The following is a 16,883-nucleotide window of genomic DNA, read 5'->3' as shown; positions in this document are numbered from 1 at the left end:
CGAACGTGGATTTCAGCTTTACCGAAGAGCAACTGATGATCCAGGACGTGGCCCGCCGGATCGCCCAGGAAAAGATCGCCCCCAGCGCCGAGCGGTTCGATCGCAGTGGCGAGTTCCCGCTGGAAAACATCCGGCTGCTGGGCGAAAACGGCCTGATGGGCATCGAAGTGCCGGCCGAGTACGGCGGTGCGGGCATGGACCCGATCAGCTACGCGCTGGCGATGATCGAGATCGCGGCCGGCGACGGCGCGCACTCCACCATCATGTCGGTCAACAACTCGCTGTTCTGCACCGGCATCCTGAAAAACGGCAGCGAGGCGCAGAAGCAGCTGTACGTGCGCGCGATTGCCGAAGGCACGCATATCGGCGCATTTGCGCTGACCGAACCGCAGTCCGGCTCGGATGCATCGGCGATGCGCTGCCGCGCGGTCAAGCAGGCCGATGGCAGCTTTGTCATCAACGGCAAGAAGAGCTGGATCACCTCCGGCCCGGTGGCCAAGTACATCGTGTTGTTTGCGGTGACCGAGCCTGACAAGGGCTCGCGCGGCATTACTGCCTTTATGGTCGACACCGACAAGCCGGGCTTTCATCGCGGCAAGACCGAGCCCAAGCTGGGCATTCGCGCCTCGGCCACCTGCGAGATCGAGTTCGCCGACTATGTGGCGCAGCCGGACGAGGTGCTGGGTGTGGAAGGCGAGGGCTTCAAGACCGCGATGAGCGTGCTCGATGCCGGGCGCATCGGGATTGCCTCGCAAGCGGTCGGCATTGCGCGCGCCGCGTATGAAGCCACGCTTACGTACGTCAAGGAGCGTAAGGCCTTCGGCGCGGCCATCGGCACTTTCCAGATGACCCAGGCCAAGATCGCCGACATGAAGTGCAAGCTGGATGCGGCGTTGCTGTTGACGCTGCGCGCGGCCTGGCTCAAGGGGCAGGGCAAGAAGTTCGGTACCGAAGCGGCGGTCGCCAAGCTCACCGCCTCGGAGGCGGCAATGTGGATCACCCACCAGGCGGTGCAGATCCACGGCGGCATGGGTTACTCGAAAGAGATGCCGCTGGAACGCTACTTTCGCGATGCCAAGATCACGGAAATCTACGAAGGAACGTCTGAAATTCAGCGCCTGGTGATTGCGCGCGGGGAAACCGGGCTACGCTGAGGTCGTCCGCACTCCAGCGCTGCCGCAGGTGCGGCAACGCTGGAACGCTCTCCGCGATGCCAAGATCACCGAGATCTACGAAGGCACGTCGGAAATCCAGCGCCTGTTGATCGCGCGCGGCGAAACCGGGCTGCGCTGAAGTCGGCGCGGACGAGTGCGGCTAGTGCGCGCTGCGCGATGGGACTCTGCGCGCTATCGAGAGCAACAAGATCTATCCAGGCGACGTGCAGATCCATCTGCCTTCACTTGCTTGCGGGGAGACATGCCTCGTAGGCGGATGGGCCCGCATAGGGCCCTCATCCGGCGCTGCGCGCCACCTTCTCCCGCGGGCGGGAGAAGGGAGTGTCGCGTCGGTGCATCGTTGCATCGCCTAGTCGTTGCATCGTTAGTCCTGCCTCGACAGTGGGGCGGAAAGGGCGCGCTTGTCGGATTAGCTTGTGAGGTGCCAACGGCGCAGCCCACAATCGGAATTCCTCCGATCCTTTCTGTCACGCATGCTCACGTTTCCCTCCCTGTTTCGCGGTCGTATCCGGCCGCTTGCCGCGATCGGCCTTGGCATGTCGTGGTGCCTGCTGATGCTGCCTGCGCTTGCGCAAATGCCATCGCCCTCGATCGTGCCCACCGACCGCCTGCAGGAGCCGTGGTGGGCCCAGCGCCACGCGCAGGTGCTGGAACAGGTCAAACAGCATCCTGAGACGAAGCTGCTGTTGATCGGTGATTCCATCACGCAGAACTATGAAAAAGCCAAGGCGCCCGACGAAGACTTTCAGCCTACCTGGCAGACCTTCTACGGTAGCCGCGGCGCGCTCAATCTGGGCTTTAGCGGCGATGGCACCGAAAACGTGCTGTGGCGGCTGGCCAATGGCGAAGTGGATGGCCTGCAGCCCAAGGTCGCGCTGGTGCTGATCGGCACCAATAACACCGGCCACCTCGGCCAGACCGCGGAGCAGACCCAGCTCGGCATCGACGCGGTAGTCGCGGCGATCGAACAAAAGCTGCCGCGCACGCACATTCTGCTGTTGAGCGTGCTGCCCAGCGCGATTTCCGGCGAAAAATCGCGTCGCGATGCGCAGATCAACCAGGGTCTGGCGGTGCGCTACGGCGACAACCCGCGTGTGACCTATCTGGATGTGAGCTCGGTGTTCCAGCGCGACGGCAAGCTGCGCACCGAGTTGTTCTACGACACGCGCTTTCGTCCGGCGGCCGCTGCATTGCATCCGGATACGCAGGGCCAGCGCATGCTGGCCGAGGCGATCGAGCCGACTCTGGCGCGGCTGCTGGGTGAAGCGCCGGTCAAGCCGGTGGCCGAACTCGGCCGCGATGCCGCCACCGCGTTGATGCCGGTCGATTGGCTGCAGCAGGATTCCTACGATTGGTACGCACGCCATCATGCCGCGCTTGCTGCCGCGCGCAGTTTGAAGCCGGAGGTGGTGATGATTGGCGATTCGATCACCCACTTTTGGTCGGGCCCGCCACAGGCCACCCGCGTCAGCGGGCCGCAGTCCTGGCAGTGGCTGTACGACAAGCGGCCGGTGTTGAATCTGGGCTTTGGCTGGGACCGCACGCAGAACGTGTTGTGGCGCATCCGCCAGGGCGAGCTCGACGGCCTGGAGCCGCGTTGGGTGGTGCTGCACATCGGCACCAACAACCTCACCGGCACTGCGCAATCGCGTGCGAGCACGCCGGCCGAAACCGCGCAGGGCGTCGATGCCATCGTGCGCGAGGTACGCACACGCATGCCCAACAGCAAGTTGATTTTGATGGCGATCATGCCGCGCGGCCGCACTGCTAGCGATCCGCAACGCGGCCCGATTGCCGAAACCAACCGCCTGCTGCGCGCACGCTATGCGGCCGACCCGTCGGTGCGTCTGGTCGATATCGGCAAGCAGCTGCTGCAGCCCGATGGCAGCCTGCCGGAGGCGCTGATGCCCGACGGTACGCATCCCAGCGAGGCCGGTTACAAGATCTGGGCGCAGGCCCTGCGCGATGCTGGAATAACGGCCGCTCCGTAGGACGGCCACCACGGCGGCGCCGCCAGGCAGGTGGGTGCTGTCGTGTCGTTTCGAAGTCTTGGTATTCGACCGTGGTGAAGCGTGCGCCGTAGGTCTGGGCAGCGACGAGTTGGTCGTCGCGCTGATCGGCGGTCGTGATGGAGTGGAGCGCAAGGCCGCGTAGGCGTCGCGATCATCCGATCACGTCGATGGATCAATCGGCGGAGCGCAGCTAATCAAATGACTGCGCTCACCACCCGGCGGGCGCGGCCGGTGCCCGGAGCTGGCACTTAGCAATGGTCCATTGCGATTTTGAGTGCGCCATCGATACCCGGCCGACGACTGCTCGCTAAATTTTCTTAGCGGCTCTGAATCACATCATCGGCCCTCAGGCGCTGATCGGCATCGGCGCTCAACCGCAGTGCCCGCATTTTCAAACCCCAGAAACCAGAAGACCCCCGATTGCTCGGAGGTCTTTTTAAACTGGTGCCCAGAAGAGGACTCGAACCTCCACGAAGTTGCCCCCGCTAGCACCTGAAGCTAGTGCGTCTACCAATTCCGCCACCTGGGCAGGTGAGCCGCGAATTTTGCAGACTCCTGACGAGGTTGTCAACGGGTGATGTGTAGCAATCGCCAACGGCCTGGCTGGCCTTGCCGCCCATGTCAGGACCGCAGGGGTTACCATTAGGGTAATGACAAAGAAAAACACCCCCGATTCCGACCGGCCCAGCCGCCGCAAATCCGCCAGCCCGGGCGAGTCCACCACCGCCGAGCAACAGAAACTGCCGGGCTGGATGCCGGACTTCCTGGTCCGCGCTGCGGCAGGTGCGTCCACCAAATCCGCCAACAAGCGCGCTGCGGCAAAGGCGTCGTCCGATCAGCCGGCACCTCCGGTCGAGCCTGCTGCGCCCCGCGCGCCGCATCCACGCAAGAGCGGGCCGCCCGCGCCGCCGCCGGAACGTTTCCAGAAAGACACCGTCCAGGCTATCGCCAACACCATCGCCGTCGCCGACACCGGATTCAAGGATCCGCATGCCGACCGCGAGGCATTGCGCTACGCCGAGCCGATCGCCAGCCGCGAGGCCATCCTGCAGCTGCTGGAAGCCTGCGACGGCCCGCAGACCGCCGAAGAGATCGCCGAGCAGCTCGGCCTGAGCGACCGCATCGACGCGCTGGGCAAGCGCCTGGCGGCAATGGTGCGCGAAGCGCAGTTGGTTCAGAACCGCCGCGGCGGCTATGCGCCGGTGCAGCAGACCAGCCTGATCGCCGGCGTGGTGATCGCCAACCCGGAAGGCTTCGGTTTCCTCAAGCCGGACGAGGGCGGTGACGACCTGTTCCTGCCGCCGTTCGAAATGCGCAAGGTGATGCACGGCGACCGTGCATTGGCCAACGTCACCGGCATCGACCGCCGTGGCCGCCGCGAAGGCGCCATCGCACGCGTGCTCGAACGGCGCATGTCGCGCATGATCGGGCGCTTTTTCTACGAGCACGGCGTGGCTTACGTCGACCCGGACGACAAGCGCGTGCAACGCAACGTGCAGATTGCGCCGGACGGCATTGGCGAGGCGCGCGAGGGGCAGTTGGTGGTGTGCGAACTGATCGCCCCACCGGACGCGCGCCGCCCGGCCATCGGCAAGATCATCGCGGTGCTGGGCGACAAGCTGACGCCGTCGCTGGTGGTGGAAATGGCCATCCATGGCCATGAACTGCCGCACGAATTCCCGCAGGAAGTGCTGGACCAAGCGGCCGCCGTGCCGTTGGTGGTCGAGCCGCAGATGATCGGTGGGCGTGTGGACCTACGGCAGATGCCGCTGGTCACCATCGATGGCGAGGACGCCAAGGATTTCGACGACGCGGTGTATTGCGAACCCAATGCCGACGGTTTCCGGCTGGTAGTGGCGATCGCTGACGTGTCCAACTATGTGCGTCCCGGCACGCCGCTGGACGACGAAGCGCAAAAGCGCGCCACCTCGGTGTATTTCCCGGGATTTGTGGTGCCGATGCTGCCGGAAACCCTGTCCAACGGCATTTGTTCGCTGATGCCCAAGGTCGACCGCATGTGCTTTGTCTGCGACATGCAGGTGGGCCGCAATGGCGAAGTGACCGGCTCGCGTTTTTACGAAGCGGTGATGAACTCGCATGCGCGCCTGACCTATAACCAGGTCTGGAAGGCGGTTGGCGAAGACGATGCCGATACCAAGGCGTTCATCGGCCCGTTGTTACCGCAGGTGCAGCGTCTGCATCAGCTGTACAACGTGTTGTCGAAGGCGCGGACGCATCGCGGTGCAATCGAGTTCGAAACCTCCGAAGTGCGCTTTGTGCTCGACAACACCGGTGAGGTCACCCAGGCCGGCATGCTGGTGCGGAACGACGCGCACAAGCTGATCGAAGAATGCATGATCGCCGCCAACGTGGAAGCCGCGCGCTATCTGTTGGGTGTGCATGTGCCTGCGCCGTATCGCGTGCACGAGCGGCCGCCGGAGAGCAAGTACGAAGACCTGCTGGAGTTCCTCAAGGAATTCCAGCTCAGCCTGCCGGCGTGGAGCAAGGTGCGCCCGGGCGATTACACCAAGCTGCTGAAGAAGGTGCGTGCGCGCCCGGATGCCGCGCTGCTGGAATCGGTGCTGCTGCGCAGCCAGAGCCTGGCGGTGTATTCGCCCGACAACAACGGTCACTTCGGTCTGGCGTTGGAGGCGTATGCGCACTTCACCTCGCCGATCCGCCGCTACCCGGATCTGCTGGTGCATCGCGCGATCAAGCACGCCCTGACCGGCGCCAGCCCGGAGAAATTTATCTACACGCCGCGGCAGATGTCGGCCTTGTCGCTGCAATGCTCCGAGCGCGGACGCCGTGCCGATGAGGCCGAGCGCGAAGTGGACGAGCGTTATCGCGCCGCCTGGATGGAAAAGCACGTCGGCGGCCAGTTCGATGGCGTGATCAGTGGCGTGACCGGCTTCGGCCTGTTCGTGGAGCTGACCCAGTCCAAGGTCAATGGTCTGGTGCATGTCACCCAGTTGCCGCAGGACTATTACCAGTTCGATCCGATCCGCAAAACGCTCAGCGGCGAGCGCCGTGGTCGCGAGTTCCGTCTGGGCGACCCGGTACGCGTACTGGTGCTCAAGGCGAGCATGGAAGAACGCAAGATCGACTTCCGTTTGGCAGAGGATGGTGCGCCTGCCGAAGCACCGCTGCCGCCGCGCGAGAAGCCGACCAAGCGCAAGAAAAAGTCGTATTGATACTGGATGCATGGTGTTGCGGGCGGCCGGGATGGCTGCCCGCAATACATTGCGTCGGCAAGTGCGTCGGCAAGTGCGTCGTGAGTGCCGACGCATACCGTGATGATGCGGTGGCTTGCATAACACGCTGATCTGCGAGGCAAACCATGCACGCATCTTCCGAATACAGCGGTGGCTGCCAATGCGGCGCGGTGCGCTTTCATGTGCGCGGCGTGCTGGATGACGCATCGATCTGTCATTGCCGCATGTGTCAGAAAGCCTTCGGGGCGTATTACGCGCCGCTGGTGTCGGTGCGTGGCACCGAGTTCCGCTGGACCCGTGGCGAGCCCAAGCGCTTTGCCTCCTCGTCATTGGTACAGCGCGGCTTTTGCGCCGAGTGCGGGACGCCATTGACCTATGAAGCGCCCGACGGCGTGGCAATTGCGGCAGGTGCATTCGATACGCCGGAGCGGTTGCCTCCGCACATTCAGTACGCGGTGGAGTGCAAGTTGCCGTTCGTCGATACCCTGGCGCAGCTGCCGACACGTCCGAGCGAGAATGACGCTGCTGCATTGGCGTTTCAGGCCGCGCTCGTCTCGCATCAGCATCCCGACCAAGACACCGAGCGGTGGCCGGCGTAAGTCGTGATGTGGCTTCGCAATGCAGGTCATTGCTGTCTTCAATCATGTTGATGTCGGTGCGTTGCGGCGTGTTGCCGACGTCGGCGCGATATGCGTTCAAGCAGCCATCCATAGCGGTTCACGCAGCGCGAAGACATCCGGCGTGCCGATACATTTGCGGCATATCCGCTGCAGCCAGCGGCGCATGACTCCGCCAGCTGCCCGTGGCATTGCGGCATGGCCTTGGCCCGATTTCTCAGGCGATCCTTGCCCCGGCCGTGACGTAGCAGGCCGCAGGCCCTACCATTCCCCCTCATTTCTTCGTATGCCCGCGCAATGAGCAAGCAAAACCAGTGGATCGTCGGCGTCAACGCTGTCGCCTCGTCCGTCGAGAACGACGCCGACAACGTGCGCGAGGTCTTGATCGAGGCCGGTAGCAAGAACCCGCGTCTGACCGAGATCGAAGAACAGGCGCGCCGCAAGGGGATCGACGTGCGCCGGGTCAACACCCAGGCACTGGACGGTGTGGGCGGGCAGGTACGCCACCAAGGTGTTGCCGCACGCTACGCCGCCGCACGGTTGTGGGCGGAGAACGAACTGGAAGGCCTGGTCGAGGCTGCGCAAGGTCGCGCGCTGGTGCTGGTGCTCGACGGCGTGCAGGACCCGCACAACCTCGGTGCGTGTCTGCGCAGCGCCGCGGCCGCAGGCGCCACTGCGGTGGTCATCCCCAAGGACAAGTCGGCCACGGTGAATGCGACCGTGCGCAAGACCTCGGCCGGCGCCGCCGACCGCATCCCGGTGGTAGCGGTGACCAATCTGGCACGCTGCCTGCGCGACCTGCAGAAGCAAGGTGTGTGGTTGTACGGCCTGGCAGGAGAGGCCGAGGCGTCGTTGTACAGCGTCGACCTGCGCGGCAATGTCGGGCTGGTGCTGGGCGGTGAGGCCGACGGTCTGCGTCGTCTGACCCGCGAGCATTGCGATGGTCTGGTCAAGATTCCGATGCCGGGCGATATCGAAAGCCTCAATGTGTCGGTCGCAACCGGCGTGACCCTGTTCGAGGTCGTGCGCCAGCGCCTGGGTGCCTGAGCGATGCGGTACGGAGGCGCGCGATCACGCGCTGCCTCCAGCATGCAATAGGCACGTTGCGCACATGCAGGCATAGCGCAATCTGCGCAGATTGCGACGCTGCGCTTGGCAACGAGGTGCTGCCGATGGCCCGTACGACGCCGCAGCTGCAAGGCTTTCGGCGTCAGCCAGCGCGAACGCTCAGCGCCCGCGTCACTTTTTGCCTACCATATCGTCAGCAAACGGCGTGTCGTGTCTGATGAAACTTGGGGTGGGCGCCTGCGGTACGGGCGAGAACAGAGACGCCGGCAAGGCGTCGGCACGATGGCATGGACAGTGGCGGCGCTGGTTCGGCGCTGGCGTCTGCATGCTGTTGGCGTTGTGTTCGCTGGCGGCGATCGCCGCACCTATCGGGACCGCGCGATTACGCGACTACGCCATCGACAGCTGGAGTTCGCGCAGCGGCCTGCCGCACAACTCGCTGCGCGATATCGCCCAAACCCGCGACGGCTACCTGTGGTTCGCCACCTGGGAAGGCCTGGTGCGCTACAACGGCCTGGAATTCAACGTCATCGATCGCAGCACGCGACCGGGTCTGCCCGATAACGGCGTCGGCGCCTTGTACGTGGATCGCGATGGCGCGCTGTGGCTCAGCGATGCGCGCGGCAATCTGGTGCGTCACGGCGCCGATGGGCAGTGGCGGCAGTGGCAACGCAAGGGTCAGTGGCCGCAGGCGTTGATCCACGCGATGACCATGGATGCGGACGGCCGGATGTGGCTGCTGTTCGAAGGCCACGGGCTGGGGTGCCTGTGGCCGGATGGACGTTTCGACTATTTTCCGCCGCGCGATGGCGTGCCGCTGCAGAGCAGCTTCCCGCGCATGTTGTTCGACGGACAGGGCCGCTTGCTGATCGGTACGCTGGACGGGCTGATCTATCGCGAACCGGATGGGCGCATGCATCGTGCGCCAGCGTCATTCGGCCTGCCGCCGGGCCTGGCGTGGCCGTATCGCGCCCCGGACGGCATGGTGTGGGTCGTCGCAGGCGAGCAGCTGTATCGCTTGCACGACGAGCGCGCCGAGCTGGTGCATCGGCTGCCGGGGCAGGGCCACTTCACTGCGATGCTGCAGGATCGCAATGGCGATCTTTGGCTGGGTAGCGAAAACCAGGGCCTGTTACGGATCGGCAGCCACGGGGTAGAGCATTTGCCGGCAGGCCGCAGCCTGCCCACCGGGCGCATCGTCAGCCTGCGCGAAGATGCGGAAGGCAGCATCTGGGTCGGCGCCAACGGTGGCCTGTTCCGATTGCGCGAGACCTTGTTCAGCAGCTACAGCCAGCGCGACGGGTTGAGCGGCGACTATGCCCGCGCAGTGCTCGAAGATCGCGATGGCAGTCTGTGGATCGCCAGTACCGCCGGCCTGGACCGCATGCTGCCGGACGGGCGCATCGTGCCGGTTCCTGTGGCGACGCCGTCGGGACGTCGGCTGTCGGTGCTCAGTCTGGCGCTGGATCGGCAGGGCGACCTGTGGGTGGGCACCTATGCCGACGGTGTGTTCGTGCTGCGCGATGGCCGCGTGCTGCAGCACTACGGCGAGGCGGATGGCATCCCCAGTGGCCATATCCGCGCCATCGTGATCGATGCGCACGCTGCGGTGTGGCTGGCTACTCAGCGCGGCGTGGTGCAGCTGGTGGACGGCAAGCGCGTGCCGGTGGCGATCGATGGCCTGCCCGATGGCGTGGTGACTGCCTTGGCCAGCATCGACGGCGCGCTGTGGATCGGCTCGGTCGATGGCGCGGCGGTGTTGCGCGACGGCAGGGTGCAGCAACTGAACCTGGAACGCCTGGGTGGCGCACGCAGCGTGTTCGGCTTCCAGTCGATTGGCGATGCGGTGTGGATCTCCACCGATCGCGGTCTGTATCGTGTGCGCGGCGGCACGCTTGCACGCGTGGGCCTGGAGCAGGGCATGCCGGTGGATACGGTGTTCCAGCTCGTCGACGATCGGCGGGGCAATGCATGGATCAGCAGCAATCGCGGCGTGCTGCGCACCGCGTTCGCTGCGCTCGATGCGGTGGCCGATGGACGCGGCACGCTGGACATCGAGCGCTACGGCGAGATCGACGGCATGGGCAACGCGCAGGCCAATGGCAGCTCCGGCCCCAGCATGATCGCGCGTGCAGATGGCTCGGTTTGGGTGGTCACCGCCGGTGGTGTGAGCACGGTGGACCCGGCACGCTTGCAGCGGTTTCGCGAGCGACGCCCACCGCCGCCGCTGATCGAAAGCGTGCAACAGGACGGCCGCCCGCTGGCCTGGCGCCAACAAGCGCAACTACCCGGCGGCGACCGGCTCAATGTCTCGTATGTGGGCATGAGTTTTCTGCTGTCCGAACGTATCGAATACCGCACCCGTCTGGACGGCCTGGACAACGTGTGGATTGCGCGTGGGCGGCAGCGCAGCGTGGAATTCATCGGCCTGCCGCCGGGGCATTACACCCTGCGGGTGGCGGCCCGTCATCCGGGCGGTGCCTGGAGCCCGCAGGAGGCGCGCTGGACCTTCGACGTGCTGCCGCTGTGGTGGCAACGCCACGATGTGCGGTTTGCTGCGGTGCTGGGCGCGATTCTTGCCCTGGCCTTGCTGTATCGGGCGCTGCTGCATCGCTACAGGACCCACAGCGCCCGCCTGGCCGAACTGGTGCGCAAGCGTACGCAGGATCTGCAGCTGCAGGCGCAGCGCCTGCTGCAGGCCAATCAGGAAAAGAGCGAGTTGTTGACGCGGCTGCGCATCAAGTCCGACGTGTTCGAGCGCCAGGCGCACGAGGACGCACTGACCGGCTTGCCCAACCGTCGCCACTTCGACGAAGCGCTGGCGCGCGACATCAGCCGCGCACGTCGCAGTGGCCGGCCGTTGGTGCTGGCGATCCTGGATATCGATCATTTCAAGCGCATCAACGACCGTTACTCGCACGCCATTGGCGACGCGGTGCTGCACGATGTCGGCGAGTTGCTGGCCGCAGCCGCACGTGCCTCGGATCTGCCCGCGCGTCTGGGCGGCGAAGAGTTCGCCCTGCTGTTGGCCGACACCACACTGGACGATGCACAGGCGCTCTGCGAGCGCATTCGCATGCTGTTCCATGCGCGCGCCGACTGGGGCGATGTGGAAGGGTTGCAGGTGACCTTCAGCGCCGGCGTGTCGGAGTTGCGCGACGACGACACCGGCTCATCGTTGATGCAGCGCGCCGATCGCGCGTTGTACGAAGCCAAGAGCGCAGGGCGCGACCGGATCTGTGCTGGTTAAAGGCTGGGAGTCGGGAATCGGGAATCGGGAATCGGGAATCGGGAATCGTAAAAGCGCGGTGGCTGGCGCTTTTCTGCTTCTGTCGGGCGGTTAGGAAGTACGAAGGCCTTAACCGCACGCGCCGGCAACGCTGCATGCGGTCATGCGGTGAGCAGTAGTTGCTCTGTTGCTGCCGCACCCGGGTGATTTTTCAGCCGCGCAAATGCCCCGCTTTTGCCATTCCCGAATCCCAAATCCCCAATCCCCAATCCCAGCCCTAAACAGGCCCGGGCCAGGCATTGAGGATGGTGCAGAACAGCCGTGCGGTCTGTTCGGTGTCGTAGACCGCGCTGTGCGCATCGGCGGTGTTCCAGTCCAGACCAGCCGCCTGCGCGGCACGCGCCAACACGGTTTGCCCGTACGCCACGCCAGCCAGGGTCACCGTGTCGAACACGCTGAAGGGATGAAACGGATTGCGCTTGTGCTCCACGCGCGCAACGGCGGCGTTGAGGAAGTTCAAATCGAAATGCGCGTTGTGGCCAACCAGGATGGCGCGCTGGCACCCATATTTCTTCACCGCGGCGCGCACCGGTGCGAACACATGGTCCAGCGCGTCCTTTTCCTGTTTGGCAAAACGGAACGGGTGATCGAGCACGATGCCGGTAATCTCCAGCGACTTGGGGTCGATCTCCAGTCCTGGGGCCGGGACCAGATGCGCGCTGGCGGTTTCGCCGGGGAAAAAGCGCCCGTCGGCACCCATTTCGATCGGCACGCAGGCGATTTCCAGCAATGCGTGCTTGTTCCAGTCGAACCCTCCGGTTTCCACATCCACCACCACGGGCAGATAGCCGCGGAAACGCCGCGACATGGGCAGAAAGGAGGGGGCAGGCTGCGGGTCGACCGGTTCGTTCATCCGCATAGCCTAGCAGGTCGCACCCTGGGCCCGACCGGTGCACCCGCCCTCGGGGTATACGCCTTTGGTCTGGAGCATCTGGTCGGCAGGCAAAGCGTTGCCGGTCATCGCCACGGCGCTGCCTAGACGGCGGGCTGGGGTGTGCGAATGACCAGGCGAATGGACCGCAAAATAGCGGGCCGATGACGGCTAGCGGTGCAGCTCAGAACGGCGAACAAGACCGGGTGAGCAGTCGTCAGCAGGAGGGGGGGGGCTGCACAGATCCGGAGTGCACGCGTGGTACACGCCTCACCGAGCGCGAATCGCGCTTACCTGGCGGAGCGCGCAGGAGTGTTGTGAGTTGCTTTAAGAAGAAGCCGCGTCCTTATTAGTCGTTCGCCTGTCACAACCCCGTACGCATGCGTTCCCGCAGATAAACCGGCATCGATCAACCGCACTGCAGGGCTTTCGTTGCATGCGCCACAGGCCACTCCTGTTTCACTCCGCCATCCTCAGTCACAACCTCACGAAACAAAAAGCCCGATCCGCGTTGCCACGGATCGGGCCTGCCTAGTGACACGGATGTCTCGGGATCAACCCCCGCCGACGACGCTGGCGATCAGGCCGGTCGCGATGGCAATCAGCACGTATTGGTTATCCACGCGACGCCACTCATGTCCGCGCGGCGGTTGCTTGAGGTGATGCTTGCGGTAATCGGCGACGCGGTTACCGCGATGGTCTGGTGCCAGGCGCTCGCCGCGCCGGAAGGGCGGGCCATGGCGATCGTTGCGGTGATCGTCGTGATGTGCGCTGCGCCGATCATCGTGCTTGTCGTTGCGATGCTCGTCATGCCGGTCCGGGCCGCGATCGTCGTGACGCTGCTGTGCAATGCGGTCGCGATCGCGATCGTCGTGCTGCTGGGGCGCGGCGAACGCGGCTCCCGAGGTCAGCAGCGACACAACCATGAAAGATCCGATGAGACGTTTCATCTGCGTACTCCTGCGTCACAGGAACGGCCTGTGTGCAATCCCACCGTAGGGATTTTTAGCTGAATACGTAATGAAATAAGGCTTTGAGCTATTTATCGACAACGCGTGCCGGTACCCAACGGCGATCAGATTACGCCGGTGGTGCTGGTGTCGTCGCGCTTCAGGCGCGGCGGCAGCGGCTGTTCGCCATGCACCAGGAACCACACGTTCTCGGCGATGTTGGTCGCATGATCGCCGATGCGTTCCAGGTTCTTGGCCATGAACAGCAAGTGCGTGCACGGCGTGATGTTGCGCGGGTCTTCCATCATGTAGGTCAGCAGCTCGCGGAACAGCGCCGTGTACTGCGCATCCAGGCGTGCATCTTCGTCGCGCACGCGGATCGCCGCATCTGCATCCTTGTCGCGGTACGCCTGCACCGCCTCGCGGACCGCATCGGCGGCCATCTGACCCAGCGCACGCAGGCCCACCGTCTGCGGCAGCGGCGGCGCGGAGTTGAGTGCGATCGAGCGCTTGGCCACGTTCGCCGCGTAATCGCCGATGCGTTCGATATCCGCAGGAATCCGCAGGCCGGCCAGAATCTCGCGCAGATCGCGCGCCATCGGGCCGCGCAAGGCCAGACGCATCACGTCGTGGCTGATCGCGTGTTCCAGTGCGTCGATCGCTTCGTCGTTGACCACGATGCGATGCGCAGCGTTGTCGTCGCGACGCTCCACCACATCCAGCGCCGCTTCCAGCTGCGCCACTGCCGTGTCGCCCATGCGCACGATCTCGGCGACAAGACGGTGCTGCTCCTCGTCGTAGCTTTTGACGATATGGTCGTTGAGGTGCTGGTTCATCGTGATCTCGATTCGTGGCAGTGGTGGATGTCCGTCAGCCGCGCCGAATGACGTGCAGGGCAGGGCGACGGAGCTGCTTCAGTGCGGGCGTTGCGGTGCGTCGCCTTACATCAACCGAAACGGCCGGTGATGTAGTCCTCGGTCTGCTGCTTGGACGGCTGGGAAAAAATCGTTTCGGTGCGGTCGTGCTCGATCAGATCGCCCAGATACATGAAGGCTGTGTAATCGGAGACGCGCGCGGCCTGCTGCATGTTGTGGGTCACGATCACGATGGTGTAGTCGCGCTTGAGTTCTTCCACCAACTGTTCGATACGGCTGGTGGAAATCGGATCCAGCGCCGAGGTGGGTTCGTCCAGCAGCAACACGTCCGGCCGCAGCGCCACTGCGCGCGCAATGCACAGGCGTTGCTGCTGACCGCCAGACAGGCCCAGCGCACTTTGCCCCAGCTTGTCCTTGACCTCGTCCCACAATGCGCCCTGACGCAATGCCTGTTCCACGCGGTTCTGCATGTCGGGCTTGGACAGTTTTTCGTGGTGGCGGATGCCGTAGGCAACGTTTTCGAAGATGGTCATCGGAAACGGCACCGGCTTCTGAAACACCATGCCCACCTTGCTGCGCAGGCGATTCATCGGGTACTTCGGCGACAGGATGTTTTCGCCATCCAGCAGCACTTCGCCGCGCGCTTCCATCTTCGGGTATAGCGCGTAGATGCGGTTGAAGATGCGCAGCAGGGTCGATTTGCCGCAGCCGGAGGGGCCGATCAGCGCGGTGACGCGCTTTTCCGGAATCTCGATGTCGATGCTTTTGAGCGCGTGGTACTTGTCGTAATAGAAATCCAGATTGCGTGCGGCCACCTTCACCGGCGCCTGCGCCGTCGGCGCCCCCTTGGCGGCCGGAACAGCGATGCGATGCATCGGCTTGGCGTTTTGGAGATCGTTCATGTCGGGTGTCCGGAAAGAAAGGTCAGTCATTGGAAATCTTGTTACGCAACAGCAGCGCACGTGCGCCCAGGCTCACCAACAACACGAACACGGTCAGCACCAGTGCGCCGGACCAAGCCAGGGTCTGCCAGGATTCGTACGGGCTGCCCGCAAACTGGTTCATGATCACCGGCACGCTGGCCATCGGTTGGAAAATGTTGCTGTTCCAGTATTGATTGCCGAATGCAGTGAACAGCAGCGGTGCGGTTTCGCCGCTGATGCGTGCCAGCGCCAGCAGCACGCCGGTGAGAATGCCGGCCGATGCCGCGCGGTACAGCACCTGCACGGTGACCTTCCACTGCGGAATGCCCAGCGACAAGGCCGCTTCGCGCATTTGCGCCGGCACCAGCCGCAGCATCTCGTCGGTGGTACGCACCACCACCGGCAGCACGATGAAGGCCAGCGACAGTGCGCCGGCAAACGCAGAGAACCGCCCGCCGGTCTGCATCACGTACAAGGTGTAGACGAACAGGCCGAGCACGATCGACGGCGCAGACAACAGGATGTCGTTGACGAAGCGCACCACGATGCCCGCCTTGCGCGCATTGCCATACTCGGCCAGCCAGGTACCAGCCGCCACGCCCAACGGCGTGCCGATCGCCAGCGCCAGCCCGCACATCACCGCACTGCCGAAGAAGGCGTTGAGCAGACCGCCTTCCTGCATCGGCGGCGGTGTCATCTTGGTAAACAGATTGAGGTCGATGCCGGGCACGCCCTTGGACAGCAGCGTCCACAGAATCCAGGCCAGGAAGAACAACCCGAACAATGCAGTGACGCACGACAACAACAGTGCCACCACATTGGTGATACGGCGCCGGTTGTACAGCGATTGCGAGACAGAGGAAGCGGACATCAGTTGCCCTCCCGACGCGACAGCTGCATCAGCATGAAGCGCGCGATCGCCAGCACGATGAAGGTCACGATGAACAACACAAAGCCCAGCAGCAGCAAAGCCGAGCGATAGGTTTCGGTGGCCTCGCCGAAGTCATTGGCGATCAATGCCGCGATGGTGGTGCCGGGCTCCAGCAGCGACGGCGACAGGCGCACCGTGTTGCCGACCACAAAGGCCACCGCCATGGTTTCGCCCAACGCGCGTCCCAGCCCCAGAAACACGCCGCCGATCACCGCAGAGCGCGTGTACGGCAGCACGATGTCCCAGCTGACTTCCCACTTGGTCGAGCCCAGCGCGTACGCCGATTCCTTCAGGCGCGTCGGCACGGTCAGAAACACTTCGCGCATCACCGAGGAGATAAACGGGATCACCATGATCGCCAGCACGAATCCGGCGGTGAGCAGGCCGATGCCCAGCGGCGGACCCTGAAACAACGGGCCGATCACCGGCAATGTGCCCAGGTGATCGTTGAGCCACGGCGTCACGTGTTCGGTCATCACCGGCACCAGCACGAACAGGCCCCACATGCCGTAGATGATCGACGGGATGCCGGCCAGCAATTCGATTGCGGTGCCTACCGGCCCACGCAACCAGCGCGGCGCAACTTCGGTGAGAAAGAACGCGATGCCGAAACTCACCGGCACCGCTATCACCATCGCGATCAGGGCGGTGACCAAGGTGCCGTAGATCGGCGCCAGTGCGCCGTACTTGTTTTCGACCGGATTCCAGTCGGCGGAATAGAAAAAGCTCAGGCCCTGCATCTGCAGTGCGTGGCGTCCGCCCCACAACATCGACAGCGCTGCGCTGCCTAGCGCCAACAGCACAAACACCACGGTGGCGGCGAGCGCAAGCTTGAACAGGCGGTCGGCGCGCGCATCGCGCAGGTCGCGGCCGCGGGGGGCGGTCATCGCTTCGGGAAGTGCGGTGGCATTCATTCGATTGAACTCGTCACCCGCACATTGGCGGGAGCGTGAGACA

Annotated in this window: 13 protein-coding genes and 1 tRNA gene; 7 read left to right on the top strand and 7 right to left on the bottom strand. The window is 64.3% G+C overall.

Annotated features, from left to right (window positions below; all coding sequences use genetic code 11):
- The first annotated feature begins 5 nt into the window (after positions 1–5).
- From ASF90_RS01225 to ASF90_RS01215, 3 genes are all read left to right on the top strand, one after another.
- Entirely contained in the window at positions 6–1,154 is a 1,149-nt protein-coding gene (locus ASF90_RS01225) for an acyl-CoA dehydrogenase family protein (protein ID WP_115559784.1), read from the top strand.
- Positions 1,155–1,182: 28 nt separating this feature from the next.
- The gene (locus tag ASF90_RS01220) at positions 1,183–1,293 is read left to right on the top strand and encodes an acyl-CoA dehydrogenase family protein (RefSeq protein WP_055844782.1); all 111 of its coding nucleotides are present in this window, start codon (positions 1,183–1,185) and stop codon (positions 1,291–1,293) included.
- 418 nt (positions 1,294–1,711) lie between these two features.
- On the top strand, positions 1,712–3,166 hold the full coding sequence (locus tag ASF90_RS01215; RefSeq protein ID WP_055846195.1) for a platelet-activating factor acetylhydrolase IB subunit: 1,455 nt from the start codon (positions 1,712–1,714) through the stop codon (positions 3,164–3,166).
- Between the two features lie 463 nt (positions 3,167–3,629).
- Here the strand turns inward: ASF90_RS01215 and ASF90_RS01210 are convergent.
- Positions 3,630–3,716, bottom strand: a tRNA-Leu gene (locus tag ASF90_RS01210).
- Positions 3,717–3,837: 121 nt separating this feature from the next.
- Here ASF90_RS01210 and rnr point away from each other — a divergent pair.
- From rnr to ASF90_RS01190, 4 genes are all read left to right on the top strand, one after another.
- Positions 3,838–6,381 (top strand): ribonuclease R, encoded by a 2,544-nt coding sequence (gene rnr, locus ASF90_RS01205; RefSeq protein WP_055844779.1) that lies wholly within the window; start codon positions 3,838–3,840, stop codon positions 6,379–6,381.
- Between the two features lie 146 nt (positions 6,382–6,527).
- The gene (locus ASF90_RS01200; RefSeq protein WP_055844777.1) at positions 6,528–7,001 is read left to right on the top strand and encodes a GFA family protein; all 474 of its coding nucleotides are present in this window, start codon (positions 6,528–6,530) and stop codon (positions 6,999–7,001) included.
- Between the two features lie 315 nt (positions 7,002–7,316).
- Positions 7,317–8,066: a 23S rRNA (guanosine(2251)-2'-O)-methyltransferase RlmB gene (gene rlmB, locus ASF90_RS01195; protein ID WP_055844774.1), complete on the top strand. Its 750-nt coding sequence runs from the start codon at positions 7,317–7,319 to the stop codon at positions 8,064–8,066.
- Positions 8,067–8,304: 238 nt separating this feature from the next.
- Positions 8,305–11,337 (top strand): ligand-binding sensor domain-containing diguanylate cyclase, encoded by a 3,033-nt coding sequence (locus tag ASF90_RS01190; protein ID WP_055844771.1) that lies wholly within the window; start codon positions 8,305–8,307, stop codon positions 11,335–11,337.
- A gap of 256 nt (positions 11,338–11,593) precedes the next feature.
- Here ASF90_RS01190 and rnt read toward each other — a convergent pair whose 3' ends face one another.
- From rnt to pstC, 6 genes are all read right to left on the bottom strand, one after another.
- A complete protein-coding gene (gene rnt / locus ASF90_RS01185; protein WP_115559786.1) occupies positions 11,594–12,235 on the bottom strand; it encodes a ribonuclease T in 642 nt (213 codons plus the stop codon).
- Between the two features lie 566 nt (positions 12,236–12,801).
- Positions 12,802–13,197, bottom strand: coding sequence for an RcnB family protein (locus ASF90_RS01180; protein WP_055844765.1), 396 nt, complete (start codon positions 13,195–13,197; stop codon positions 12,802–12,804).
- A 125-nt stretch (positions 13,198–13,322) separates the two neighbouring features.
- Positions 13,323–14,033 (bottom strand): phosphate signaling complex protein PhoU, encoded by a 711-nt coding sequence (gene phoU, locus ASF90_RS01175; RefSeq protein ID WP_055844762.1) that lies wholly within the window; start codon positions 14,031–14,033, stop codon positions 13,323–13,325.
- A gap of 110 nt (positions 14,034–14,143) precedes the next feature.
- Positions 14,144–14,974, bottom strand: coding sequence for a phosphate ABC transporter ATP-binding protein PstB (gene pstB / locus ASF90_RS01170; RefSeq protein ID WP_039420807.1), 831 nt, complete (start codon positions 14,972–14,974; stop codon positions 14,144–14,146).
- 22 nt (positions 14,975–14,996) lie between these two features.
- Positions 14,997–15,866, bottom strand: coding sequence for a phosphate ABC transporter permease PstA (pstA, locus tag ASF90_RS01165; RefSeq protein ID WP_055844758.1), 870 nt, complete (start codon positions 15,864–15,866; stop codon positions 14,997–14,999).
- Positions 15,866–16,840, bottom strand: a complete 975-nt coding sequence (gene pstC, locus ASF90_RS01160) for a phosphate ABC transporter permease subunit PstC (RefSeq protein WP_039420811.1) — start codon at positions 16,838–16,840, stop codon at positions 15,866–15,868. The genes pstA and pstC overlap by 1 nt, the downstream gene beginning before the upstream one ends.
- Between the last annotated feature and the right edge of the window lie 43 nt (positions 16,841–16,883).

The organism is Xanthomonas sp. Leaf148 (assembly GCF_001423585.1).
Lineage (GTDB): Bacteria > Pseudomonadota > Gammaproteobacteria > Xanthomonadales > Xanthomonadaceae > Xanthomonas.
This window is presented reverse-complemented; position numbering and strand designations above follow the sequence as displayed.

Coding starts and splice junctions, on each gene's coding strand:
- rnt (WP_115559786.1), bottom strand. CDS start 12,235: ATGCGGATGAACGAACCGGTCGACCCGCAGCCTGCCCCCTCCTTTCTG.
- pstB (WP_039420807.1), bottom strand. CDS start 14,974: ATGAACGATCTCCAAAACGCCAAGCCGATGCATCGCATCGCTGTTCCG.
- pstC (WP_039420811.1), bottom strand. CDS start 16,840: ATGAATGCCACCGCACTTCCCGAAGCGATGACCGCCCCCCGCGGCCGC.
- ASF90_RS01190 (WP_055844771.1), top strand. CDS start 8,305: ATGAAACTTGGGGTGGGCGCCTGCGGTACGGGCGAGAACAGAGACGCC.
- ASF90_RS01215 (WP_055846195.1), top strand. CDS start 1,712: ATGTCGTGGTGCCTGCTGATGCTGCCTGCGCTTGCGCAAATGCCATCG.
- pstA (WP_055844758.1), bottom strand. CDS start 15,866: ATGTCCGCTTCCTCTGTCTCGCAATCGCTGTACAACCGGCGCCGTATC.
- ASF90_RS01180 (WP_055844765.1), bottom strand. CDS start 13,197: ATGAAACGTCTCATCGGATCTTTCATGGTTGTGTCGCTGCTGACCTCG.
- ASF90_RS01200 (WP_055844777.1), top strand. CDS start 6,528: ATGCACGCATCTTCCGAATACAGCGGTGGCTGCCAATGCGGCGCGGTG.
- rlmB (WP_055844774.1), top strand. CDS start 7,317: ATGAGCAAGCAAAACCAGTGGATCGTCGGCGTCAACGCTGTCGCCTCG.
- phoU (WP_055844762.1), bottom strand. CDS start 14,033: ATGAACCAGCACCTCAACGACCATATCGTCAAAAGCTACGACGAGGAG.
- rnr (WP_055844779.1), top strand. CDS start 3,838: ATGACAAAGAAAAACACCCCCGATTCCGACCGGCCCAGCCGCCGCAAA.